The 24,420-nt window shown below is 67.3% G+C and carries 20 protein-coding genes; 7 read left to right on the top strand and 13 right to left on the bottom strand.

Annotated features, from left to right (window positions below; genetic code table 11):
* Positions 1-33 precede the first annotated feature (33 nt).
* From GBA63_RS16740 to GBA63_RS16730, 3 genes are read right to left on the bottom strand one after another with little or no spacing between them, the layout of a single operon-like run.
* Positions 34-951: a delta(1)-pyrroline-2-carboxylate reductase family protein gene (locus GBA63_RS16740; protein ID WP_166177913.1), complete on the bottom strand. Its 918-nt coding sequence runs from the start codon at positions 949-951 to the stop codon at positions 34-36.
* A gap of 2 nt (positions 952-953) precedes the next feature.
* Positions 954-2,099 (bottom strand): N-methyl-L-tryptophan oxidase, encoded by a 1,146-nt coding sequence (solA, locus tag GBA63_RS16735; protein ID WP_266096325.1) that lies wholly within the window; start codon positions 2,097-2,099, stop codon positions 954-956.
* Entirely contained in the window at positions 2,096-3,691 is a 1,596-nt protein-coding gene (locus GBA63_RS16730; RefSeq protein WP_166177912.1) for an aldehyde dehydrogenase family protein, read from the bottom strand. Before GBA63_RS16730 ends, solA begins: the two co-directional genes overlap by 4 nt.
* Before the next feature lie 116 nt (positions 3,692-3,807).
* Between GBA63_RS16730 and GBA63_RS16725 the strand changes: the two genes are divergently transcribed.
* Positions 3,808-4,740, top strand: a complete 933-nt coding sequence (locus GBA63_RS16725; protein WP_207956859.1) for a proline dehydrogenase family protein — start codon at positions 3,808-3,810, stop codon at positions 4,738-4,740.
* Positions 4,741-4,748: 8 nt separating this feature from the next.
* Positions 4,749-6,308, top strand: a complete 1,560-nt coding sequence (gene pruA, locus GBA63_RS16720) for an L-glutamate gamma-semialdehyde dehydrogenase (protein WP_166177911.1) — start codon at positions 4,749-4,751, stop codon at positions 6,306-6,308.
* A 101-nt stretch (positions 6,309-6,409) separates the two neighbouring features.
* On the opposite strand, the gene GBA63_RS16715 is transcribed toward pruA, so the two are convergent.
* Positions 6,410-7,786, bottom strand: a complete 1,377-nt coding sequence (locus tag GBA63_RS16715) for an FAD-dependent oxidoreductase (protein ID WP_166177910.1) — start codon at positions 7,784-7,786, stop codon at positions 6,410-6,412.
* Between the two features lie 162 nt (positions 7,787-7,948).
* Complete coding sequence (locus tag GBA63_RS16710; RefSeq protein WP_166177909.1) at positions 7,949-8,578, bottom strand: superoxide dismutase; 630 nt, start codon at positions 8,576-8,578, stop codon at positions 7,949-7,951.
* A 112-nt stretch (positions 8,579-8,690) separates the two neighbouring features.
* On the opposite strand from GBA63_RS16710, the gene GBA63_RS16705 reads away from it, so the two are divergent.
* Positions 8,691-10,841, top strand: coding sequence for a SpoIIE family protein phosphatase (locus GBA63_RS16705; RefSeq protein ID WP_166177908.1), 2,151 nt, complete (start codon positions 8,691-8,693; stop codon positions 10,839-10,841).
* Between the two features lie 201 nt (positions 10,842-11,042).
* On the opposite strand, the gene GBA63_RS16700 is transcribed toward GBA63_RS16705, so the two are convergent.
* Positions 11,043-12,224, bottom strand: coding sequence for an MFS transporter (locus GBA63_RS16700; RefSeq protein ID WP_166177907.1), 1,182 nt, complete (start codon positions 12,222-12,224; stop codon positions 11,043-11,045).
* Positions 12,225-12,389: 165 nt separating this feature from the next.
* On the opposite strand from GBA63_RS16700, the gene GBA63_RS16695 reads away from it, so the two are divergent.
* The 4 genes from GBA63_RS16695 (at position 12,390) to GBA63_RS16680 (ending at position 17,237) form a co-directional block, all read left to right on the top strand.
* Positions 12,390-13,781, top strand: coding sequence for an amidase (locus GBA63_RS16695; RefSeq protein ID WP_207956858.1), 1,392 nt, complete (start codon positions 12,390-12,392; stop codon positions 13,779-13,781).
* A gap of 77 nt (positions 13,782-13,858) precedes the next feature.
* Positions 13,859-15,313 carry a purine-cytosine permease family protein gene (locus GBA63_RS16690; protein ID WP_166177906.1) on the top strand — a complete coding sequence of 485 codons (1,455 nt, stop codon included), beginning with the start codon at positions 13,859-13,861 and terminating at the stop codon, positions 15,311-15,313.
* Entirely contained in the window at positions 15,313-16,434 is a 1,122-nt protein-coding gene (locus GBA63_RS16685) for an alcohol dehydrogenase catalytic domain-containing protein (RefSeq protein WP_228282602.1), read from the top strand. Before GBA63_RS16690 ends, GBA63_RS16685 begins: the two co-directional genes overlap by 1 nt.
* Positions 16,431-17,237 carry a nitrilase-related carbon-nitrogen hydrolase gene (locus GBA63_RS16680; RefSeq protein ID WP_166177904.1) on the top strand — a complete coding sequence of 269 codons (807 nt, stop codon included), beginning with the start codon at positions 16,431-16,433 and terminating at the stop codon, positions 17,235-17,237. The genes GBA63_RS16685 and GBA63_RS16680 overlap by 4 nt, the downstream gene beginning before the upstream one ends.
* 155 nt (positions 17,238-17,392) lie before the next feature.
* Here the strand turns inward: GBA63_RS16680 and GBA63_RS16675 are convergent, their stop codons facing one another.
* The 7 genes from GBA63_RS16675 to GBA63_RS16645 form a co-directional block, all read right to left on the bottom strand.
* The gene (locus GBA63_RS16675) at positions 17,393-17,941 is read right to left on the bottom strand and encodes a dihydrofolate reductase family protein (RefSeq protein ID WP_166177903.1); all 549 of its coding nucleotides are present in this window, start codon (positions 17,939-17,941) and stop codon (positions 17,393-17,395) included.
* Positions 17,942-18,311: 370 nt separating this feature from the next.
* Entirely contained in the window at positions 18,312-18,791 is a 480-nt protein-coding gene (locus tag GBA63_RS16670; protein WP_166177902.1) for an NUDIX hydrolase, read from the bottom strand.
* A gap of 215 nt (positions 18,792-19,006) precedes the next feature.
* Complete coding sequence (locus tag GBA63_RS16665) at positions 19,007-19,807, bottom strand: hypothetical protein (protein WP_166177901.1); 801 nt, start codon at positions 19,805-19,807, stop codon at positions 19,007-19,009.
* A 260-nt stretch (positions 19,808-20,067) separates the two neighbouring features.
* A complete protein-coding gene (locus tag GBA63_RS16660) occupies positions 20,068-21,510 on the bottom strand; it encodes a gamma-aminobutyraldehyde dehydrogenase (RefSeq protein WP_166177900.1) in 1,443 nt (480 codons plus the stop codon).
* A 50-nt stretch (positions 21,511-21,560) separates the two neighbouring features.
* Positions 21,561-23,141, bottom strand: coding sequence for a phytoene desaturase family protein (locus tag GBA63_RS16655; protein ID WP_166177898.1), 1,581 nt, complete (start codon positions 23,139-23,141; stop codon positions 21,561-21,563).
* Positions 23,134-23,730 carry a GNAT family N-acetyltransferase gene (locus tag GBA63_RS16650; protein ID WP_166177896.1) on the bottom strand — a complete coding sequence of 199 codons (597 nt, stop codon included), beginning with the start codon at positions 23,728-23,730 and terminating at the stop codon, positions 23,134-23,136. The genes GBA63_RS16655 and GBA63_RS16650 overlap by 8 nt, the downstream gene beginning before the upstream one ends.
* On the bottom strand, positions 23,718-24,419 hold the full coding sequence (locus tag GBA63_RS16645) for an MBL fold metallo-hydrolase (RefSeq protein WP_166177894.1): 702 nt from the start codon (positions 24,417-24,419) through the stop codon (positions 23,718-23,720). Before GBA63_RS16645 ends, GBA63_RS16650 begins: the two co-directional genes overlap by 13 nt.
* Between the last annotated feature and the right edge of the window lies 1 nt (position 24,420).

Raw genomic sequence — 24,420 nt, 5'->3', positions numbered from 1 at the left:
GGGTGATCGGCGATGCGTTGTGGGGCGGACCCCTTACCGGGCGAAGGCCGCGCGGGCGGCGGCCAGGTCCCAGAGCGCGTGGCCCACGCTCTCGAAGACGACCGTGCCGGTCGGGCGTGCCTCGTCGCGGAGGGCGTCTTCGAGGGAGGTCGCGTCGGACCAACTGAAGGCGCCGGCCTGCTCGGCCCGGATCAGGTCTCCCGCCTCCTCCTTCGCCCCCTCGATGGTGTCCACGACAACGGTGGAACCGGAGATCAAACCGGGCGGCAACTCCGCAGCTTCGGGCTCGAACGAACCTACCGCCGCGACGAACGTGCCGTCTCGCACGCCTTCGGGCAGCACGGGCTCCCGGCTCGTCGTGGCCGTGACGATCAGGCCGACCTCGGACAGCGCCTCTTCCGGGCTCTCCGCCACCGCGGCTTCCACGCCCAGCTCGCGCGCTCGCGCGGCGAGAGCTTCCGCCCTCTCCCGCGTGCGAGAGGTCAGGAAGACCTTCGAGACGCCGAGACCTTCGGCGAACGCTTCGAGGTGCGAGCGGGCCTGGGCCCCGGCGCCCACGATCAGGAGCGGAGCGTCGGGCCGCGGGGCGAGCTCGCGGGCGGCGAGCAGCGAGAGGGCGGCGGTCCGGCGGGCGGTTACGGTGGCGCCGTCCAGAAGACCGAGCCGCGTACCGGTCTCCGCCTCCATCACGACGACCTCGCCCTGGATGGTCGGGAGGTTGTGGCCCGCGTTGTCGGGGTGGACGGTGACGAGCTTGGTGATGGCGATCTCCGCGTCCGAGGCGGGCATGACGAGCAGGACGGCGCCCGGCTTCGCCCGGAGGGGCAGCGCGATCCGGGGCGGGGCCTGGACGGAGCCGGAGGAGCGGGCCAGGGCCACCTCCCGGATGGCGTCGGCGAGGGCCGCGTAGGGGAGGCGGGCTGCCGTCTCCCTCGCGGTCAGGACCTCCACCGCTAGCTCCTTACGAAGCGCGACGGGGAGAAGAGACCTATCGGGTGGCCGGTCTCGCCCGAGGTGGAGAGGTCCGCGAGGATCTCGCCGACCACGCTGCAGAACTTGTAGCCGTGCCCGGAGAACCCGGCTGCGACGGCGACCTGCGGGTGTTCCGGGTGCGTCGAGATCACGAAGTGCTGGTCCGGCGTGTTCGTGTACATGCAGGTCCTGGCGCTGACGAGTTCGCCGTTCAGAGAAGGAACGTGACGGCCGAGGTAGCGGCGGATAAAGTCCACCTCGTCTTCGTGTACCTCGCGATCGATGGTGTAAGGGTCGGCCGGGGTCCCGTCGGCCCGGAAGAAGGCGGCTTTGACGGTATCGGCGCCGTCGACGGCCGGGAAGCTGTAGAACATGTTGCCGTCGGGTGGCTCGAAGATCCAGATGGGGAGACGGTCAGGCGCGAAGGCAGCCGTGCCTTCCGGGGGCCTGAACCAGAACAGGATCTGGCGGGTCACCTCCAGCGGAAGCCCAAGCTCCGACAGGATCTCCCCGGCCCACGCCCCGGCCGATACGACCAGCCGCTCCGCCTCGTAGAGACCGTTCTCCGTCCGCACCCTTACGCCCGAGCCCGTCGCCTCCCAGGAGACGACCGGCTCCCCGAACCGGAGGTCCGCGCCGAGGGCGGAGGCCCGGCCGAGGTGCGCCTTTACCGTGGCTTCGGGCCGCACGAAGCCCGCCCGTTTCTCGAAGAGGGCGACGGTTCCGGGTGCCGGATCGAAGACCGGGAACCGGCGTTTGAGGTCCGGGGCGCTCAGCATCTCGTAGGGGAGCCCGTGTTCGTCGGCGCTGGCAGCGCTGCCGGCGACGAGTTCGCCGTCTTCGGCGCCGATAAAGAGACCCCCGCAGAGCGTCAAGAGATCCTCACCCGTCTCCGCTTCCAACTCTTCCCACAACTCGTAGGCCCGCATCAGGAGCGGCACGTACTCCGCCCCTCGAAGTACGCCTGGCGGATGATGCGCGATTCGCCGTGACTGGAGCCCCTGTCGTGCGCCGGGGCGTACCGCTCCAGCCCGAGTACCTTCTTGCCCCGGCCCGCCAGGTGGTAGGCGGCGGAGCTTCCCATACCGCCGAGACCCGCGACTATGACGTCGTACACGACTTCCTATTCCGGCAGCGTAAAGTCGAGGTCGGCGGGGAGGTCGGCGACGTCCATCTGGGCCTTCTGGAGCCTGCCCGCGTAGTCCCAGTTCATGGACTGCCAGCGGGTGAACTGGTCTATCACCCAGATGCCGGAGAGCCGGCTGCCGTTTCCGCTCTTGCCGTTGCCCCCGAAGGGCAGGTGGGCCTCGGCGCCGCTAGTCGAGTTGTTCACGGAGAGCATCCCGGCCCGGTTGCCCTCGCGAAAACGCAGGGCGTTCGTCGCGTCGCGGGTGTAGATCGCCGCGGACAACCCGTAGCCGTGGGCGTTGCTGAGATCGACCGCCTCCTCGAAGCTTGAGAACGACGCCACGCCGACGAGCGGGCCGAAGGTCTCGGTGTTGAAGAGGTCGTCCCCCTTCTTTACGCCGCTGACAAGCGTCGGGTGGCAGAAGAAGCCGGCCTCGGGGTCGCCCACGAAGTTCTCGCGCGGGTTGTCGTTCGTGATGCGGCCCGTCCCGGTCGAGCCGTGGGCGGTGTGGTGGGCTTCGATCATGCCCAGGGAATCGACGAAGCGGTCCATGAAACGCTCGCTGAGCATCGGGCCGTAGAGGACGGCGTCGTCCGTCGGGTCGCCGACCTTCGCGCCCTCGATCCTCTCCGTGAGCCGCGAGAGGAACTCGTCGTGGACGGACTCGTGGACGATGGCCGTGCCGAGGGAGGTGCAGCGCTGGCCAGCCGTGCCGAAGCCGGAGAAGAGGGCACCCTCGACGGCCAGATCTAGGTCCGCGTCCGGCATGACGACGAGGGGGTTCTTGCCGCCGAGCTCCAGGCAGGGGGACTGGAGGTGCCTGCCGCAGAGCTCCCCGATCTTGCCCCCCACCGCGGAAGAGCCCGTGAAACCAACCTTGTCCACGAGGCCTTCATCCAGGGCGTTCTCCAGGCCCTCGAAGGCCGCCGGGCCTTCGCACTGGACGACGTTCAGGACGCCGTCGGGCAGGCCGCCCGCCTGGAAGAGTTTCGCGAGGGCGTCGCCGACGGCCGGGGAGTACTCGGCCGGTTTCCAGACGACGGCGTTGCCGCAGGTGAGGGCCGGGATCAGGTACCAGGACGGAACGGCAACGGGGAAGTTCCCCGCCGTGATGATCGCCGCGACCCCGACCGGCACCCTGAAGGTGAAGAGCTGTTTGTCCGGCATCTCGGAGGGCACGGTCTGACCGTAAAGACGTCTGCCTTCTCCCGTAAAGAAGTCGCAGGTGTCTATTATCTCCTGCACCTCCCCGAGGGCTTCCGTATAGGGTTTGCCTATCTCGCGGGTCACGAGACGGGCTAGGGCCTCCTTGTTGCTCTCGACGATGCGGCCTATCTTCTTTACGACCTGGGCCCGGATCGGGGCGGGTACGGCGGCCCAATCCCCCTGCGCCTCCCGCGCCGCCCGGCAGGCTTGGACGAACGTGCCGGCGTCGCCGAGGAGCACCTCGGCGACGGTCTCGTCCTTGTGGGCCGGGTTTACCGATTCCGTTCTGCCGCCGGGCGCGTCTTCGAGGGTGCGTCCCCCGACTACGGAGGCGATGGTCTGCGCGGTGGAGGCGGCCTCCCCGCGGGCGTCGGTGGTGCGCATGAGTTACCTCCGGGCGTTCGTGATCCCCTGTTCCAGAGCCATCCTACACCAAAGTCCAAGGGGGCTCGTTGAAGTAGAATCCGGGTAAGGATCACGGACCGGACGTCGGACGTTTTGTGGGGTTTGAGAACATGGGGATAGTGGACAGGGCCATAGCAAACTCGGTGCCGGTGATACCGCGGCCCATCGTCAAGAGGATCTCCGGCCGCTACATAGCCGGAGACACGCTGGACGAGGCCGTGAAGACGGTTCGCGACCTGAACCGCGAAGGCTGCGTCGCCACCATAGACCTCCTCGGCGAGAGCACCGAGAGCAAGGCCGACGCCGCCCGGAAGCTCAAGGATTACAAAAAGGTGGTCGACACCATCGACGAGCACGACCTGAAAAGCGGCATCTCCATAAAGCTCACGGGCCTCGGCCTCACCCTGAACGAGGAGTTGTGCAGGGCCAACGCGGAGGAGATAGTCGAATACGCGGACGCGAGGGGCCGCTTCGTGCGGGTGGACATGGAAGATTCCCCTTACACGGACGCGACTTTAGGCATCGTCCACGACCTGTATAGGCGCCACGGCAACACCGGCGCCGTCCTGCAGGCGTACATGCGCCGCAGCCTGGACGACGTGCAGAACGTCATAGACGCCGGGTTCTCCGTGAGGTTGTGCAAGGGCATCTACGACGAGCCCCGGTCCATAGCGTACAAGGACTTCGCCACCGTCAGGCAGAACTACATCTTTCTGTTGGACGAGTTGCTCAAGGGCGGCGTGTACGTCGGGATAGCCACGCACGACGAGTTCCTGATCTGGCACGCCCTCAGGCTCATCCACCAGCTCGAAGTCCCGGCCGACCGCTACGAGTTTCAGATGCTGCTCGGTGTGGACGAGGAGCTGAGGAGCATACTGGTCGACGCCGGGCACAAGCTGCGCGTCTACGTGCCCTACGGGGAGGACTGGTACGAGTACTCGACGCGTCGCCTGAAGGAGAACCCGAAGATAGCCGGCTACGTCGCGAAAGACGTGATCGGGAGCATAACCGGCAAGGTAAAGAGATAGGAGCATCGATGGGCCTCATACCCTACAAGAACGAAGAGTACCTGGACTGGTCGGACGAGGCGAACGTCGCCAAGATGCGCGCCGCCTTGAAAGACGTGGGGGGCAGACTCGGCAAGAGCCACCCGGCCATCATAGGCGGCAAGCCCATCGAGACGGACGGTGAGATCGTCTCCGTCAACCCGGCCGACCCCTCCCAGATCGTGGGCCGCACCGCGGCCGCCACGGAGCGCGAGGCCGACATGGCCCTCGACGTGGCGACGGGCGCCTTCGAGCACTGGAGCAGGACGACGCCCGAGTCGCGGGCCAGGATACTGCTCAGGGCCGCGGCGATCATGAAGCGCCGCCGGTTCGAGCTTCTGGCCTGGGAGGTCTTCGAGGGCGGCAAGCCCTGGAACGAGGCCGACGCCCAGGTCGCGGAGGGCATAGACTTCCTGGAGTACTACGCCCGCGAGATGCTCCGCCTCAAGGACGGCGTCGAGATCTACGCGATACCGGGCGAGGAGAGCCGCTACTCCTACCAGCCGATGGGCGTCGGCGTCATCATAGCGCCCTGGAACTTCCCGACCGCGATACTTACCGGGATGTCGAGCGCGGCCATCGTCACCGGCAACACCATCGTCATGAAGCCGTCCGAGTTCACGAGCGTGATCGGCGCCGTGGTGGCGGAGATCTTCGAGGAGGCGGGCCTCCCCGAGGGCGTCCTGAACTTCCTTCCCGGCTACGGCTCGGACATCGGGGACTACCTCGTCGGCGACGCCCGTACGCGTTTCATCTCCTTTACCGGCTCGATGAAGACGGGCTTGAGGATAAACGAGCTGGCCGCCAGACAGATAGAGAACCAGCGCTGGGTCAAGCGGGTCATAGCCGAGATGGGCGGCAAGGACGCGATGGTCATAGACGACTCCGCCGACCTCGACTCCGCCGCGGCCGACATCGTCAAGAGCGCCTACGGCTACTCGGGCCAGAAGTGCTCCGCGGCATCCCGGGCCATCCTCCACGCCGACGTCTACGACGAGGTGCTCGGCAAGGTCCTCGAAAACGCGCGGGCGCTCAAGATAGGACTTCCCGCAGAAGAAGACGGCGCGACCGTCAACGTCGGCCCCGTCATAAGCGAGCCCCAGTTCGAGAAGGTCTCGGGCTACGTCGACGCCGGCAAGCAGGAGGGTGACAGGGTGCTCGGCGAGGACCCTGGGGACCCGAAGAACGGCTACTTCGTCAGCCCGACCATCTTCGCCGTCGAGCCCGACGCTAAAGTTGCGCGGGAGGAGATCTTCGGCCCCGTCCTCTCCGTCATAAAGGCCCGCGACTTCGACGACGCCCTAAGGCTCGCCAACGACTCCCCCTACGGCCTCACGGGCGGCGTCTACTCCAAAAACCGCGACCACCTAGAACGCGCCCGCCGGGAGTTCAAGGCCGGCAACGTCTACTTCAACCGCGGAATAACCGGCGCTTTGGTCGGCGTCCAGCCCTTCGGCGGCTTCGGAATGAGCGGCACCGACTCGAAGGCCGGCGGCCCCGACTACCTGCCGCTGCACATGCTCGCGAGGACCGTCGTGGAGAGGTTCTGAAATCTAGGCTTCAGGTGTGGTATTCGGGTCCGGGCGTCGACGACAAGGCCTGATGCATGAGAGCTAGGGCCGAAGGCCCGAAGCGCCCTGACGCCTGTAGCCTACTCCGAAGCCCTGACGCCTTCGCGGGCGCGGTCGAACTTTCCGGAGAGGATGGTGGCGGCCTGGATGACGGGGCTCAGGGCGGGGCCGAAGGGGGGGGAGTAGGCGAGATCTATGTTGACGAGGTCGGGGTAGGAGAGGCCGCCCCAGATGGCCGTCGCGCAGATGTCGGTTAGCTTGTCGGCGCCGGAGCCCGCGGCCTCGGCCCCGAGGATGCGGCCCGTCCCGGCGTCGGCTATGAGCTTGAGAAAGACCTTCTCGGCGCCCGGGTAGTAGCCCGCCCGGTCGCGGGCCTCGACGCCGGCGCTGACGGTCTCGTAGCCCGCGGCTTCCGCGTCTTTTTCGGAGAGGCCCGTCTTGCCGACGCCGAGGTCGTAGACCTGGAAGATGCCGGTGCCGAGGACGCCGGGGAACTCCAAAGTGTCTTCGCCGGTGGCGGCGTTGGTGCCGGCGACGCGGCCCATCTGGTTGGCCGTGTCGCCGAGCGGGACCCACGACGGCTCGCCGCTTACCAGGTTGGTGGTCTCGACGCAGTCGCCCGCGGCCCACACGTCGGGGAGGTTCGTCTTCATACCTTTGTCCACCCGAATGGCGCCGGTGGCCCCGATCTCCGCCCCCGCCTCCCGGGCCAGTTCCACGGAGGGCTTCACGCCGACGCCCAGGATTACGAGGTCCGCCTCGACCTGCCCTTCGCCGAACTTTACGGCCCGAACCCGCCCGTCGCCGACGAACGCCTCGACCCTCTCGCCGGTAAAGATGTCCACGCCGTTTCTTTCGAGTTCCGCCTCCACCCTCTCTGAGACCTCGGGGCCGTATGCGAGGGCGACCCTGTCTTCGCCCTCGATCAGGGCCACCTCCATCCCGATGCGGCACAGGTTCTCGGCCACCTCAAGCCCGATGTACCCGCCGCCAACGATTACCGCTTTCGCGGGCCGGCGCTCCTTCGTGTGGCGCATCACCTCGTCGGCGTCCGTCAGGAAACGGAACTCGAAGATTCCGTCGAGGTCGGCGCCGGGAATGGGGGGCATGACGGCGCTGGCACCGGTGGCGATAACGAGACGGTCGTACGAGTCCTCGAAGGTCCCGCCGGTCGCGAGGTCGCGCACGAAAAGCTTCCTGGTGTCGGGGAGTACCTTCTCGACCCTGTGGCGCACCTTCATCTCGATGCCCTGCTCCGCGAACTTCTCCGGGGTTCGGGCCACGAGCCGGTCGCGGCTTTCCACCATGCCCGAGAGGAGGTAGGGGAGGCCGCACTCGCTGATGGAAGGCTCGGGTTCTTCCTGGTAGACCGTGATCTCCACCTCAGGGTCTACCCGCCGCGCCCGTGACGCCGCTTTCGTTCCCGCCGCAACCCCGCCCACTACCACCAGCCGCATAAGTTGGGATCCTCCCCGCTTCGCCCTCTCTTCCGACCTACTCTAACGGATGGCCCCCCGAAGGTGGGTTTGTTCGCACGTTTCCCCGGCCGAAAGCCCTCCAGGCACGCGAAAGCCCCGGAGGGTGTTCCCCGGGGCTCCATTGCTGCGCGGCTGTTTCGGCTAGGCGTTCCGGGCGGCGTCGTAGCGACGCCCGACCTCGTCCCAGTTGACGACGTCCCAGAAGGCGCCTATGTACTCGGGGCGGCGGTTCTGGTACTTCAGGTAGTAGGCGTGCTCCCACACGTCCAGCCCCATCACGGGCGTCTTACCCTCCATCAGCGGCGAGTCCTGATTCGGGGTCGTCTCTATGGAGAGGGAGCCGCCGGGGTCCGAGATCAGCCACGCCCAGCCCGAGCCGAACAGGGCGCCGGGGGCCGCTGCCGCCCCGAACTGCTCCTTGAACTGGTCAAAAGAGCCGAACGAGGAATCTATGGCCTGGGCGAGGTCCCCCGAGGGGCTCCCGCCGCCCTGACCGCTCGGGCCCATGATCTGCCAGAACATCGAGTGGTTGGAGTGGCCGCCGCCGTTGTTCCTTACCGCCGTGCGGATGTCGTCCGGCACGGAGTCGAGGTTGGCGATGAGCTCCTCGATGTTGCCGGGGTCCGCCTCCGGGTGCTTCTCCAAAGCGGCGTTTAGGTTCGTCACGTAGGTGTTGTGGTGTTTTTCGTGGTGCAGGTGCATGGTCTGTTCGTCTATGGTCGGCTCCAGGGCGTCGTAGCCGTAGGGGAGCTGCGGCAGCTCGTATGCCATCTTCGTCCTTCTCCTCTCGTAGCCTTATTCCCGTTGCAGACTCTAGCATACCCCGGAATAGGCGGGTTTTAACGTGTACGGGAGGCGGTGGGAGATCGGGGAGGGCTGTAGAATGCGGTTCTTGGACTCCTCGTTCTCACCGGCCGGGCGCGACGTTCCGGGGCTCTCGGCCCCGGAGGAGATGCGGCGCCTGCTCGACCGGGCCGTGGCGGCTAGCTCGAACGGGATCGTCATCACGGACCCGAAAGTCCCCGACAACCCCATCGTCTACGTCAACCCGGCCTTCGAGAGGATCTCCGGCTACCCGGCGGACGAGGTAATGGGCCGCAACTGTCGCTTCCTGCAGAACGGCGAGCACGACCAGCCCGCGCTCGACGAGCTGAGGGCGGCCCTGCGGGAAGAGCGGGAATGCCGGGTGGTCTTGAGGAACTACCGCAAGAGCGGCGCTCTCTTCTGGAACGAGCTGTACGTCTCGCCGGTCCACGATGAAAAGGGGCGCCTCACCAACTTCGTCGGGGTCCAAAACGACATCACCGACCGGCGCAGGATCGAGGAGGTCCTGCGCGAGAGCGAGGAGCGCTTCAGGGCGACCTTCGAGCACGCCGCCGTCGGGGCGGCCCAGATCTCGACCGAAGGCCGGTGGCTGCGGGTCAACCGGCGCCTCTGCGAGATCGTCGGCTACACCGAGGAGGAGCTGCTCGAAAAGACCTTCGGGGACATCACCCACCCGGACGACCTCGGGAAGGACCTCGAACACGCGCGGGCCATGCTCCGGGGCGAGAGGCAGGTCTACTCGATGGAGAAGCGGTACGTCAGGAAGGACGGCTCGCCCGTCTGGGTGAACCTGACGGTCTCGCTCGTGCGCGAGGCATCGGGCGAGCCCCGGTACTTTATCTCCGTGGTCGAGGACATAAGCGAGCGCAAGAGGGTGGAGGAGGAGCGCGACCTCCTGCTCGTCCGGGAGCAGCTCGCCAGGGCCGAGGCCGTCGCGGCCCGCAAGCGCCTGGCCCTGCTCGCCGCCGCGGGACCTGCCCTTTCGGCATCCCTGGACTACGAGGAGACGCTCCGGCGGGTAACGAGCCTGATGGTCCCGGACCTCGCGGACTGGTGCCTGCTCGACATCGTCGAGGAGAACGGCGCCGTCCACCAGCTCGCCTCCTCCCACGCCGACCCCGAGAAAGAGGACCTCCTGGTCCGCCTGCGGGGGCACCGCTCCTTCGGGGAGGACGACCCCGGCAGCACGGCCGAGGTGTTGAGGACCGGGAGGTCGGTCCTCGTCCCCGAGCTTCCGGGGCGCGTCTTCTACGAGCGGGAGCTCGGGGGCGAGCACCGCGAGCTGCTCCGCGCCCTGGAGCCCCGTTCCTTGATGAGCGTGCCGCTTCTGGCCCGCGGCCGGACCCTTGGCGCCATGACCCTCGTCTCCTCCGGCCCCGGACGCCGCTACGACGACGAGGACCTCCTGCTCGCCGAGAACCTCTCCTACCGGTGCGCGCTGGCGGTTGACAACGCCCGCCTGTACAGGGACCGCAGCGAGATCGCGCACACCCTCCAGAGGAGCCTTTTGCCGCCCGTCCTGCCCGAGATACCGGGCGTCGAGCTGGGCGCCGAGTACCTGCCCGCGGGCGAGGCTAACGAGGTCGGCGGGGACTTCTACGACGTCATAAACACCATAGAGGACGGCTGGATCTGCACCATAGGCGACGTGCGCGGCAAGGGCGCCGAGGCGGCGGCGGTCACGGCCCTGGCCCGCTACACCATCCGCGCCGTAACCATGACCGACGACCGGCCCTCGGAACTCCTCTCCGCCCTTAACGAAGCCATGCTCCGCCAGCTCCCCGAGGACCGCTTCTGCACGGCCGCCTGCGCCCGCCTGGAACCCCTGGACGGCGCCCAGGGTGTCGGGTTGGACCTCTCCCGCGCCGGACACCCGCCGCCCCTCGTCGTGCGCACCGACGGATCCGTCGAGGAGGTGAGCTGCCCGGGCCGCGCCCTCGGCGTCTTCCCCGACGCGGAGCTAAAAGACACCCACATGCGCCTGATGCCCGGGGAGACGCTCGTCTTCTACACCGACGGCGTCACCGAGGCCCGCTCCCCCGACGGCGGCTTCTTCGGGGAAGACCGGCTACACCAGATCCTCGCCGCCAGCGCGGGCCAACACGCCGAAGACGTGGCCCGCACCCTCAAGAACGCCGTCCTCGAATTCCAGGAAGGTCATCCCAGAGACGACCTCGCGCTGTTAGTCCTCCGCGTGGCGGAGGACTAGCACGCTCCGCCCTAAGGGCTCCGCTCTCGGCACGCTCCGCCCTAAGGGCTCCGCTCTCGGCACGCTTCGGGCCTTCGGCCCTCGCTCTCAGCCCGTCAGCTTTTTGCCGCCCGTAGCCCTACCCGGTCGCGTATTTCGAAGCGGTTCGAGTACGGAAGGCCTGACGCGCACGGACGACTTGCTGACGGGCTGAAATGCTGACTAGCTGACAAGCTCTCTACGTAGCGCTGCCAGCACCAGCAGGCCGGACACGGCTATGAGGGCGGCTACCAGCTGGATCGTCCAGATCACGTCCGGCAGTTCGGCCTGCAGGAGCGCGCCGCCGACGATGGGGCTGACGCCGCAGGCGGCGCCGAAGCAGGCCCCGAAGAGGGCGAGGTAGGTTCCCCGCAGGTGTACGGGGGCGATCTCGGCCGCCAGCGCCGCGCCTGCCACCTCCAGGACCATCTCGGCCAGGGTGAAGAAGAGGACGAAGGCGATTACGATGCCAACGAAAGACTCGGTCAGGAGGAGCGTGGCGGACGAGAGGGCGAAGAGGGTTGCTCCGGCGAGGAGCGCCATCACTTTCGAGCCGCGGTCTATGAGGTAGGAGACGGGGAGCTGGAACAGGATGACCATGAGACCGTTGGCCCCGAGGAAGAACCCTATCTGCCCGTCCGTCGCGCCCACGAAGTTCTTGGCGTAGATGGGCAGGGCCTGCCAGTCCTGCGTAAAGACGTAGTAGAGCAGCACCCCAACGCCGAGGAGAAGGACGAATGGCCCGTCCGTGAAGGCCTCCCGCAGGCCGCGTTTGCCCCTCTTCCCGGTTCCGGCCTCCCGCCGCGAAGGGAGCGACTCCCTGACGGTCAGGGCGAGGGCGAGGGCGACGAGCGCCGTCAGGACGGAGGTGCCGACGAAGAGCTTCGGGTAGACGCCCGCGGAGCCGGCCGCCGCGGCGGAGACCAAACCCGCCACCATGGGCCCCGCGGCCCATCCGACGTTGCCGCCGACCCTGACGAGGCCGTAGGCGCGGGAGCGCGCCCCCGGTTGGGTGACGTCGGCGACCATGGCATTGCGGGAGGCCTCGAACATGGACCAGCCGAGCAGCCCGTGGGCCGCCGAGACGGCGAGGTATCCGGCGAAACCGTCGATCAGGGCGAAGCCGAAGAAGCTCGCGGAGCTCCCGCAGAGGGCGACGAGCATCGTCGGTTTGCGCCCGTAGCGGTCCGTGAGGGGGCCGGCGACGAGGCCCGAGACGACGCTGGAAGCGGCGAAGACGGCGAGGCCCACGCCGACCAGGGAGAGCGGGATGCCGAGGACGTTGTGGAAGTAGATCGAGCTGAACGGGAAGTACAGCCCGTGCCCGAACCTGAACGCGACCATAGCGAAGAGCAGGAGCCACACCCGACGATCGAAACCCCGGAACGCCTTTGCGGCACGAAGAAACACCAGCCGATGATAGCGGAAACAGGCTTCGGGCATCAGGTTTCAGGTATCGGGTGTTCGTGTTCGGATGGGTTTTCGACTGTGAGATACTCCGCCTGTCTTTGGTGGGGAAGGAGAAGGAACTTGGCGCAGGATATGGAACTTCCGTATTCACTTTCGGAGCTGTCTCACGCTTTACGGACGCGCGTTCTGTCGCCGGTCGGGGTGACGGAGGCGTTGCTCGGGCGGATCGAGGACGACGAGACAAACGCCTTCATTACGGTAGCGGCGGGGCGGGCGATGGAGGACGCGGCGCGGGCCGAGGCGGAGATCGGGGCCGGAGAGTACCGCGGACCCCTTCACGGCGTGCCGGTCGCCATCAAGGACCTCGTCCACACGGCGGGCGTTCGTACCACCATGGCCTCGGCCTTCTTCAAAAACTTCGTCCCGGACAACGACGCCGAGGTCGCCCGGAGGCTCGGGGAGGCCGGCGCCGTGTTGCTCGGGAAGACGAACACCCACGAGTTCGCCTACGGGCCGACGGGCGACAGGTCTCTCTTCGGACCCACGCTCAACCCGCACGACCCAGGTAGGATCACCGGCGGCTCCTCCGGCGGCTCCGGGGCCGCCGTCGCCACGGGCCTCTGCTACGGCGCCATCGGATCCGACACCGGCGGCTCCGTCCGCATCCCGGCGGCCCTCTGCGGCGTCGTCGGCATGAAGCCGACCTTCGGGCGCGTGGGCAAGAGCGGCGTCTTTCCCCTCGCCCCGACCATGGACCACGTCGGGCCCCTGACCCGAACCGTCGAAGACAATGCCCTCATGCTCTCCGCCCTCGCCGGGTACGACCCGGAAGACCCGTACTCCGTGAACCTTCCCGGAGAAGACTTCGCCCGGCATCTGGCCCACAGCATCCGTGGAACGGTCGTGGGCGTCCCGACCGATTTCTACTTCGAGCACGTCGATACGGAGGTCGAAGCGCGGGTCCGGGAAGCCGTCGAGGTCTTCCGCTCGCTCGGGGCCGAGGTCAGGGAGATCGAGATCCCAAACCTGTGGGAGACGCTACGCGCCCAGCGCCTGACCCTCGCCGCCGAGGCCTACGCCGTCCACGAGGAACGCCTGAAGACCGAACCCGAGAAGTTCGACGACCACGGACTGGAGCGGCTGCTGAAGGGCGAAGATCTCCGGGCCCACAGGTACGCGAACGCCCAGCAGAGAAAGCTCCGGTCGAGGCGCGAGTTCGAGGAGGTGCTCGGGGAGGTGGACGCCATCCTCGCCCCGAGCGTCCCGGTTCCGGCCACCGAGATCGGGCAGAGGCAGATCTCCATAGAAGGCCACCAAGAAGCGGTCTACTCGGCCCTCACCCGCCTGACCGGCCCTACCAACATGAACGGCCTCCCGAGCCTCTCCGTGCCGTGCGGGACGACGGCCTCGGGCCTCCCCGTCGGACTCCAGATCATCGGACGCTCCTTCGACGAGGCGACGCTCTACCGCTTCGGACACGCTTACGAAGGGGCCCGCGGTCCCGCCCATTGACCGGCGTTCGTCGTCTCTTTAGACTGGAACGATGAAGGGTGGCTGGAAATTGAGTCCACGGGTGAAAGAAGGCGGGGATGGCGGCCAGCGCAGAGGGGCGCGAGGGGTTGGGGCGGCAGATAGAGCGCCGCTCGATCGACTACGTGCCGGAGGACGAGCGGCACGGCAAGGTCTGGCACCAGGGACCTTTCTGGTTTCTGGGTAACTTCCAGTTCTTCACGATCACGATAGGGTTCATAGGCCCCGGGCTCGGGCTCTCTCTGGGGTGGTCGATCCTCGCCGGGACCTTGGGTATTCTGTTCGGGACGCTGTTCATGGCGTTCCACGCCATCCAGGGGGCGCAGCTCGGGTTGCCGCAGATGATCCAGTCCAGGGGGCAGTTCGGCTACAGGGGGGTCTTGCTGCCGCTTGTGGCGACGTTCTTCACTTTCGTTGCGTTCAACGTGGTCGATTCGGTTTTGATCTCCGCCGGTCTGGGCGGGCTTTTCGGCTGGAACGGGACGGTCGTCATCGTGGCGATAGCGGTGATCGCGGCGCTGTTCGCCATCTACGGCCACGACTACCTGCACACGCTGTTCCGGGTGCTCTTCTACATCTCGTTGCCGCTCTACGTGGTCCTGACGGTTGCCATTTTCCTGGGCGGGGCGGGTGGGAACGGTTCGTCGCCTGGAGCTTTTACCTGGATCGCCTTCATGGCCCAGTTCACGGCGAGCGCCTCGTACAACATCACCTACGCGCCCTACGTCTCGGACTACTCGCGGTATTTGCCGCGTTACACGCGCCCGCGCGCCATCATCGCCGCCGTCTTCTTCGGGGCTTCGGGGTCCGCCGTGTGGCTCATATCTCTGGGTGCCTGGCTCGCCACGCGCCTGGAGGCGACCGACGCGCTGGTCTCGTTGCGCGACGCCGGGGACGCCGTGTTCACGGGCCTCGGGGTGGTGCTGGCTCTCTCTTCCGTGGCGGCGCTCGTGGCGACGATGGGCATAAACGCCTACGGCGCTATGCTGACGACCGTCACCGCCATAGACGCCGTAAAGAAGGTGGAGCCGACGCGGCGGCTGCGGGTTATTACCATCCTCGCGCTCGCGGTGCTCTGGGTCGCGGTCTCCTTGAGCATCTCGGCCGGGGCCGTGGACGTGCTCTTCGCGGCGCTCATAATGATGCTCTACCTGCTCTCGCCGTGGACCGCCGTCAACCTCATAGACTACTTTTTCGTCAGGCACGGCCGCTACGCCATCACCGAGCTCTTCGTCCCAGGCGGCCTCTACGGGACCTGGGCGTGGCGCGGCATCACCGCCTTCCTCGTCGGCCTCGCCGCCAGCATTCCCTTCTGGGTCTTGCCCGGCATCTGGACCGCGCCACTTGGCAACGTCCTTCAGGGGATCGATATAGCGTGGCTCGTCGGCCTCATCGTCTCAGGCGCCACTTACTATGTCCTCAGCAGATCCCTTGACGTCGAAGCCGAGGGCGCCGAGGTCCGCGCCAGCGAGCAGAAGCTCGAAGGAGATCCCACAGGGGCCCCCTCCGTTTGATGGGGCCGGCCCAGACCGTCAGGGCGAGGGTCTTCGAAGCCCCCGGCGAGGCGCTCGCGGCCAGGGAGTTGCGCCTCGCCGAAATACGCGACGACCTCGTCCGGGTCAGGCTGCGCGCCAGCGGCGTTTGCGGATCGGACCTACACGTCGCGGACGGGGACTGGACGGCGCGAGGGCCGCTCGTGCTGGGCCACGAAGGGGCTGGGACCGTGGAAGAGGTGGGGCCGGGCGTGAAGGACGTCCGTGTCGGGGACGGAGTCGTGCTCTCGTGGTTCGCGCCCTGCCGGAGGTGCCGGAACTGCGCCGGGGGCCGGGCCTGGCTCTGCCAGAACACGAAGGCCCTGGAGAACACCCTGCCGGATGGTACGACGAGCTTCGAGGCTCCCGACGGAGAGCCCGTGCCGGCCTTCCTGGGGCTTGGCACCTTCGCCGAGGCGACGGTGGTCCCTGAGTCGGCGGCCGTAAAGATACCCGATGGGGTCCCTTTCCCGGTGGCGGCCCTGATCGGGTGCTCCGTCACGACCGGCGTCGGGGCCGTGGTCAACACGGCGCGGGTCCGGACCGGGGACTCGGCCGTCGTGATCGGGTGCGGGGGCGTCGGGCAGGCTGTTCTCCTCGGCCTCGGGCTCGCCGGCGCGGACCCGATAGTCGCCGTCGACCTCTCCGAAGAACGCCTCGCGCTGGCGCGGGAGCTCGGCGCCACGCACGCGCTCGGGGGTGATGACCCAGACCTCGAGGACCACATCCGGTCCATCACCGGCGAAGGCGCGGACCACGCCTTCGAGGCCATCGGGCGGGCCGCTACCATGGGGATGCTGACCTCGCTCGTTTGCCGCGGCGGACAGGCCGTGATCGTGGGCATGCCGGCCGAGGGCGTTACCGTCCCGCTCGACCCGTTCGACCTGGCCGACGGCGGAAAGCGCGTGCTCGGCTGCAACTACGGCAGCAGCGTACCGTCGGTAGACTTCCCGAAGCTGGCGCGGCTCTACGCCTCCGGCCGCCTCCCGCTCGACCGTCTCGTCGGACGTACCGCGACGCTCGACGAGGTGGACGGGGCGCTCGACGACCTCCGCCGCACCGTCGGCCTGAGGACGATCATCCGGCACGGGAACGGTTCGTGACGAGGCTCGACGCGGTCCTCGCGCAGCCCACCCCGAAGCTGCGCGACGTGGAGGGGAACGTCGAGAAGGCCAGAGGTGTCCTCTCCCGTCACGCCGGGGCGGATCTCGTCGTCTTCCCCGAGCTCTTCCTGAGCGGCTACACGACGCGCGGGGTCGACGGCCTGTCGCTCGACCTCGACGGCCCCGAGGTGGGGGAGGTGGCGCGGCTGGCGCGGGAGAACGGCGCGGCCGTGATCTTCGGCGTTCCGGAGCGCGTTTCCGGCGGGGTAGCCAACTCGGCCGTCTGCGTGGATCGAACGGGTAGGGTCGTGGGTTCGTACCGCAAGACCCACCTTTTCGGAGACGAGCGCGGCGCCTTCGTCGCCGGAGACGAGCTGATGATGGTCGAGCTCGATGGGATCAAGACCGGCTTGCTCATCTGCTTCGACGTCGAGTTCCCGGAGGTGGCCCGCTCGCTCGCCCTGGCCGGGGCCGACTTGCTCGTTACGATCTCGGCGAACATGGACCCCTTCGGCCGCGACCACGACGTGTTCGCCACAGCCCGCGCCCTGGAGAACGGGTTGACCCACCTCTACGTCAACCAGGTTGGCCCCGGAGAGGTCTTCACCTTCGCCGGCGGCACGATGGCCGTCTCCGCCGACGGGGAGCGCCTGGCGCAAGCCGGCCCGTCGGAGGGAGAGGTCGAAGTCTCCCTCGACCTCTCCGCCAGGGACGAAGGGAAACCGGAGCACCTGAGACCGAACTACCTCGAACAACGCCGCCCGCAGCTCTCGGTAAGGACGGCCGGACGAACGGGAGAGTAACCGCAGTACCCCGGGCCCGGTTCTTAAGGCCCCAACATCTTCACCAGATCGCAGAGCGCCGCCGCGCTGAGGCTATCATCCGGCCCAGCCGGGTCCGGCTTGATCTTGGAGGTGCAAGACCCGGGGCCGCACCGGCGCTTCCTGACGCGGCGGCCTCACGCTTGCGGTCGGTAGGCCAGGTAGACCACACCGTTCCCGTACGACTCGCAGGCAGCGAGCGACAGGTTGCCGGGCGCGGCTTCCTCGGGGAAGAGCCGCGGACCGGACCCGCGGGTGAGCGGGTAGACGAACAGGTGCAGCCCGTCGACCAGGCCGTCCGCGAGCATCGCCCGGACCAGCGTGCCGCTGCCGCTGGTGTAGATGTCGCCGTCGACTTCGTCCTTCAGCCTGCGGATGGCGTCGCGGTCGTACGGCCCGATGATCTCCGAGTTCCTCCACGTCGCCGTCGTGAGCGTCGAGGAGACGATGTACTTGGTGGTGTCGTTGAAGAACGGCGCCCCCGGATCGTCCTCCACAGTCCGCGTCGACCACGCCGGCTCGAACATCTCGTAGGTCGTGCGCCCGAGCAAGATGCCCCGGCAGCGTTCCGTGACCGCGCCGATGGCATCTCCCATCTGCGGGTCGAAGCCGTAGTCGAACGTCCACGTCGGCGCGTCGATCACGCCGTCGAGGCTCATGAACTCGTGCACGTGTATTGCTCCCACTTTTTACCTCCGCGTCGATGTTGCCGCGTGGACCTCGCCATCTCAGCGAAGTCGTCAATCGGCCGGCTTATTCAAGCCGATAGTTGTTCAACTGTTATGTTGAATATTGCGGGGCGTCCGCCCACGTATCAAGCCCGTTTTGGAGGTCTTGGCGATCGCCGCCGAGATTCTCGGCCAGCGCACGAGGGGCTGGCTGATCGGTGCGTGGGCTGTTCGCAGTAACGTCTCAATAAGGCCTATTGGGGGGAGAACGCCTGGCCTGCAGAACCTTCAGCGGGGCAATACCCGGTAGCTATCCTGGCGTACGAGATCCCCGGAGTAGTATCAGCGGCCCCGGTCTGCGTCGGCGGTTCGGGCGGTTGCGGCGGGACTAGATGCCTACCTCGATGGGTCGCTCGGGGGGTCCGTGCTCGACCAGCCGCCTCACTAGCGCTGGTAGCTCGGCCGGCGCGAACTCTTCTGTGCCGGCTTCTAGATCCTCCATCGTCCACCAACGCAGATCACGGAAGGCTATGGACTCCGCCGCTCCCAACGCCCCTGGCTGCGGTGCGAAGGCAGGGACAACGGCGACGAAGTAGTGCTCCCGCTGGCGGTAGAGGCGTCCCTCAAAGCGGAAGACGTGCTCGCGGTTCCACACCCGGGGCCCGAGAATCTCGAGGCGCAGCCCCGTCTCCTCCTCAATCTCCCTCCTCGCCGCGTCTTCGTGGGTCTCTTCGCCCTCGAGGCCGCCGCCCGGCGTGGCCCACCACTTACGTCCACCGTACTCGAACCTCACGAGCAGCACCCGGTCGGACTCGTCGAGCAAGACGACGCGTGAGGCGCGGCGGAGGGTTGGGATCTCGTCTGTCACGACGTCTCTAATGTACCCAAAGGCGCGGACCCGGCCCCTCGGAGAGCTGGAAGCGGGCGAGGCCGGCGGGCGTGTCTTCGCTGGCGACCCCACCGGTCCGGCCGACGGGTCGATCTGAAGACACTCGGCAAGGCCGGGTCCGTTGCATTTCGGGTCAGGCCGAGCGAGAGGATCGCCGCTTCCTCATTCTCGCAGCAGTCTGTATTTGCTGAAAGCTACTTCGTGAGCCGCGAGTGGCTGCGGGCGATGCCGGCCCGGCGGGAGACGCGGTCGTCGGAGACGAGCTCGGGGTTGGAATGCTCCAGGATGTCGAGCCTCTCGGTCGTTCTCTCTATGCCGTCGTTTACCCGGCGCAGCCGCTCTTTCCAGTCGCGCTCGGCCCTGGAGCCGGCGATCTTCTCCTCGGCCGTCCTGGTGTCGTGGATCCTCCCTGCCAGTTTCACGTAACCCTCGTAGTTGTCCAGGTACCTGTCGTAAAAGACGCGGAACATCTGGACCGGGGATCCGCCCGACGCCCGCACCTGGCCCGCGAGCGTGCTGCCAGGCGGCACGTCGTCGTCCGGGTGGGGATGCCGCACGGCGCGGACCGGGGGTGCGGCGGGAGACCCGGCACTCCCGGACGACCGGGTCTCGGGCAGGCCCGCCGGTCTTCTGGGCTTTTCGGCCTTCCGGGGCTCCTCGGGAGGCTTCGCTTCCGTACGGCCGGGGGCCTCCGGTCCGCGCTCGGCGGCCCTCCGCCCCAGCAGCTCTTGTTTGGTCCGCTCGATGCTCAACCCGGCTCCCTGGTACGTACGGACGTCCGGCTCGGCCTCTTCTTGCGCCTCATACCGAACCCGCCGCTGTTCTTCGAGATGGGCCAGGAGGCGGTCCTGTCCCTCGCGCAGGTGTTCCAGCCGTTCCTCGGCCAGGTCCACGTACCTGCGGGCGGTACGTAAGGTTTGTATAGCGACCAGGAGGGTGGCGACGCCGACGCCCAGAAGCGAAGCGCCGGCAAACAAGAGAAGCGTCTCGGTCATACCCCTTGCCTCCTTGGAACGATGCCCTTGCTATCGGGCACCTCGTCTACCCCACTTATAACAGCGGGCGGTGCCCCATGGCAAGCGGTATAGCGGTCAGCTGTCAGCCATCAGCTTCCAGCCAGGGCCAAAAGCCGACCGCCGACGGCGCGACTCGCTGGAGTATCGAATCCAGCGAGTCGCCTTACAGTAGTGCGCAGAGCGGTTCACAGCCTACGGTTAGCCACCGGCCAAACCCAAAAAGCTGACAGCTAATGGCTTCAGGCTTCGAGGTTCGTCATCACGTGCTTTATGCGGGTGTAGTCTTCGAGGCCGTACATCGAGAGGTCCTTGCCGTGGCCGGAGTGCTTGAAGCCGCCGTGGGGCATCTCGGCCACGATGGGGATGTGCGTGTTGATCCAGACGCACCCGAAGTCGAGCCTCTTGCTGACCCGCATCGCCCTGCCGTGGTCCCTGGTAAAGACGCTGGAGGCCAAACCGTAGCGGACGCCGTTGGCCCAACGGACCGCCTCGTCCTCGTCGGAGAAAGGCTGGACGGTGATGACGGGGCCGAAGATCTCGTTCTGCGAAGCCTCGTCGTCCTGCCTGAGACCCGAGACGACGGTCGGCGAGTAGAAGTACCCGGAGCCATTACCGGCCCGCTCTCCGCCCGCGGTCACCTCGGCGTGGCCCGGGAGCCTCTCGACCATTCCCGAGACGTGTTCTAACTGGGTGGGGTTGTTGAGGGGACCGTAGAGTACGTCCTCGTCGTCGGGACGGCCGGTCTTGGTGTTCTTGGCCTGCTCGGTGAGGGCGGCCACGAAGTCGTCGTAGGCACCGGGGGCGGCGAGGACACGGGTTGCCGCGGTGCAGTCCTGGCCGGCATTGAAATAGCCGCCTAGGGCTATGGCCTCGGCAGCGGCCTCGATGTCCGCGTCGTCGAAGACGACGACCGGGGCCTTGCCGCCGAGCTCGAGGTGGGTGCGCTTGAGGTCCTTTGCTGCGGCCTCCGCTACCTGCATCCCGGCCCGGACGGAGCCCGTGATGGAGACCATCTGGGGGATGGGGTGCTCGACCACGGCGCGGCCCGTGTCCCTGTCGCCGCAGACGACGTTGAAGACGCCCGCGGGGAGGAACTCCGAGGCGATCTCCGCGAGCATCACCGTCGAGACGGGGGTGGTGTCAGATGGCTTGAGGACGATGGCGTTGCCGGCGGCGATGGCGGGGGCGAACTTCCAGACCGCCATCATCATCGGGTAGTTCCAGGGGGTCACCTGGCCGCACACGCCCACGGGTTCGCGCCGGATAAAGGAAGTGTGGCCTTCGAGGTACTCCCCGGCGGATTTGCCTTCCAGGACGCGGGCGGCGCCGGCGAAGAACCGGATCTGGTCCACCGCCATCGGTATCTCTTCTTCCATCGTCAGGCCTATGGGCTTGCCCGTGTTCTCGGACTCGGCCCGCACGATCTCCTCGGCCCGCTCCTCCAGAGCGTCGGCGATCCTGAACAAGGCCAATTGCCTGGTGGCCGGCGTCGCGTCCCGCCACCCCTCGAACGCTCTCTCCGCCGCTTTGTAGGCCCGGTCCACGTCCTCCTTGCCCGAGGCCGGCGCCTGGGCGAAGACCTCGCCCGTCGCGGGGTTCACGACGTCGTAGAACCGGCCGTCGGCCGGGTCCACGTGCTCCCCGTTCACGAAGTTCCTTATGTTTTTCGTCTGCGTCTGCATTTGGCCTCCCTATGGTCGGCAGCTTGTCAGTTGGTCAGCATTTCAGCCTGTCAGATTTGTTGTGGGCTGGCCCTGGCGGCCCCGAGCACCTCTCTCGCGCAGTTGCGGCCGGGGGCTCCGAAGACGGCGCCGCCGGGCCAGGTGCCGGCGCCGCAGAGGTATAGGTTCTCTATTGGGGTGCGGTAGCCGCCGTAGCCCGGGACGGGGCGGTCGGCGAACATGCTGTCAGGCAGGATCTCGCCGTGGAAGATGTTCCCGCCCGTTATCCCGATCCTGGCCTCTATGTCCGGCGGCCCGAGCACTTCCATTCCCTCCACGGCGTCCGGAACGTTCGGCGCGTACTCCGCGAGCGTCCGGATGATGTTCTGGCCGATCTCCTCCCGGCGCCCCTCCCAGGTTCCTCTCGCGAGCCGGTACGGCGCGTACTGGCAGAACAGGCTCATCGTGTGCTTGCCGGGCGGCGCGAGGCCGTCTTCGGTCGCGCTCTGTATGTACCCGTCTATGAAGGGCCGGGCGGACGGCTCGCCCCGTTCGGATTCTTCCCACGCCTCCTGCAACGAGTCTACGGATGGGTTTATTACGATGCCGCCCGTGTGCTGCGGCCCGGCCTCCTTTCCCGGGAGCGCAGAGAAATCGGGCAACTCCCCGAGCGCCAGCAACACCTTCACCACCGATCCCTCGACGCGCATCTCTTTGACGCCCTCGACGAGGTCTTCCGGCAGGTGCTTCTCGCCGACCATGCCGAGGTAGGTCCGGTGCGGGTCGGCGCCCGAGAGGACGACGCGGGCCCCAAAGGAGCGGCCGTCCCGCAAGTGCACGCCCCTCGCGACGCCTTCCCGGATGTCTATCTCGGCCACCTCGGCGTTCGTGAGGATCTCGGCCCCGGCCTCCCGCGCCGACGAGGCTATCGCCTGCGAGACGGCGCCCATGCCGCCGCGGACGTAGCCCCAGGCACCCTGGTGGCCGCCGACCCCGCCGAGGATGTGGTGGTACTTGACGTAGGCCGTGCCGGGGGTGCGGGGGCCCGCGTTCGTCCCGATGACGCCGCCCACGCAGAGCACCGCTTTTAGCTCCTCGGACTCGAAATACTCGTCCAGGACCTCCGCCACGCTCTTCTTCGTGAGCGTCCGCCAGTCCTCTTCGCCGTCGCGCCCATCGAAGGCCCGCTCTAAGTTTTGCCGCGTAGGGGCGGGAAGGTCCAAAAGCGGGCGCATCCTGGCGATGATCCGGTCCCACATCGACCAGTACGCGCCGTACGCCGCGACGTCTTTCTTTGAGAACTTCGCTATCTGTCCCGCCGTCTTCCCGCCGTCCAGGTATGAGATCAGGTGCCCGCCGTCCGGGAAGGGGATGAAGTACTGGGGATCGAGCGGACGGACGTCGTAGCCGTGGCGGACGAGGCCGAGGTCCCGGATCACCTCCGGCAACAACAGGTTGCAGACGTAGGAGCAGGTCGAGATCCTGTACCCCGGCCACGGCTCCTCCGTCACGGTAGCCCCGCCGATGACCCCCCGCCGCTCCAGAACCAATACCTTCTTGCCCGCCCTCGCCAGGTACGCCGCGGCAATAAGCCCGTTGTGACCCGAGCCGACAACGATGGCGTCGTAGCGGACATTTGTCCGATCAGTCAAAATGTCCCTCGAACTCTTTCCTGGTTAGCGTCATCAGGTACTCGGTCTCCGGTTTTCCGGGGATCTGGACGGTCTTGAAGAACCGGAAGCCGGCCTTCTCGTAGGCCCGGATCGCGGCCTTGTTTTTCGGTTCTGGCCCGATTGCGCAAACCTCTACACCGGGGTTCGAGAAGACGTGTTCGGAGAGGAATGCGCGGACGATGTACTGTCCCAGGCCCCGGTGAACGTACCTCGGATCTCCGATGAAGAGGTCGACGCCAGCCGAGGCCTCTACGTCTACCAGGGCAGCGTACTGTTCGTCGCCCCCGTCTGAGATGGGGTAGGACTGGATGTAGCCGATCGGGTTGTCTTGGTGCAGGATCGCGAACGGCTTCACCGTTTCCCGGCCCTCGATACGGGGCAGGTACCGTTCCTCGATCTCCCGGTAAGAGGTTCCCTCGTCGTACCACCACCGGAGGACGTGGGGAGCGTTGAGCCAGCGGTGCAGGAGATCCAGATCAGAAGACCGCAGCCTCCTGAAAGAGACTTCGCGTGGTCCCATCCCGCCCGCTTTGCCCGGACCCTCGCCCGTCTCGGCTAATACCGGCAACGCTCGACCGCCCGCTGCAGCTTCGCCCGGGCGTCAGCCCTCAAGACGGGTCCGTGGGCCATGACAACGGTTGAAAATCGCTCGTTCAGCAACTTGTCCGCCGAGCGTTTCGCGAGCGAGGGGTCCGCGCAGAACGCCTTGCGGACACCGACGCGTATCTTCCGCGGCAGGCACCCGAAGGCGTCGGCCGTGAACAGGAGCCCGTCCCCGTCTCTGAGGAGCGAGACGTGCCCGAGCGTGTGCCCGGGTGTGGAGATCAGGCGGAAGCCCGAGACGAGATCGCCCTCCCGCAAGACTTTTCCGACGGGCACCCCGGGCGGCTGCGCGCCGGAGGACATGCGGCGGAAGAACGCGTTGCTCGGCGGGTCCAGGCCGCGTCGGGCGGAGATCACGTCGGCCTCGTGCGGCGTCGCCCCGACCTCGGCGTCCGGCGCCCACTCCAGAAGCCCCTTCAGGCCCCCGGTGTGGTCGTCGTGCTGGTGGGTTATAAAGATGCGCTTGAGGTCTTCCGGCCCGGCGCCGAGCGCGGCGAGAGCTTCCTTTATCCGCCCGACGCTGCCCGCGAGGCCCGTGTCCACCAGCGTCCAGCCGTCGTCGTTCTCGAGCAGCAGCACGTTGATGGCGTTCTTCAACCTTATGGCGTCCACCCGGTAGACGCCGGGCGCCAGGTTCTCCGGTATCTGCGACACG

This window comes from Rubrobacter tropicus (genome assembly GCF_011492945.1).
Taxonomy (GTDB): domain Bacteria; phylum Actinomycetota; class Rubrobacteria; order Rubrobacterales; family Rubrobacteraceae; genus Rubrobacter_D; species Rubrobacter_D tropicus.
The sequence above is the reverse complement of the archived record's forward strand: the minus strand, read 5'-3'. Positions and strand labels throughout refer to the sequence as shown.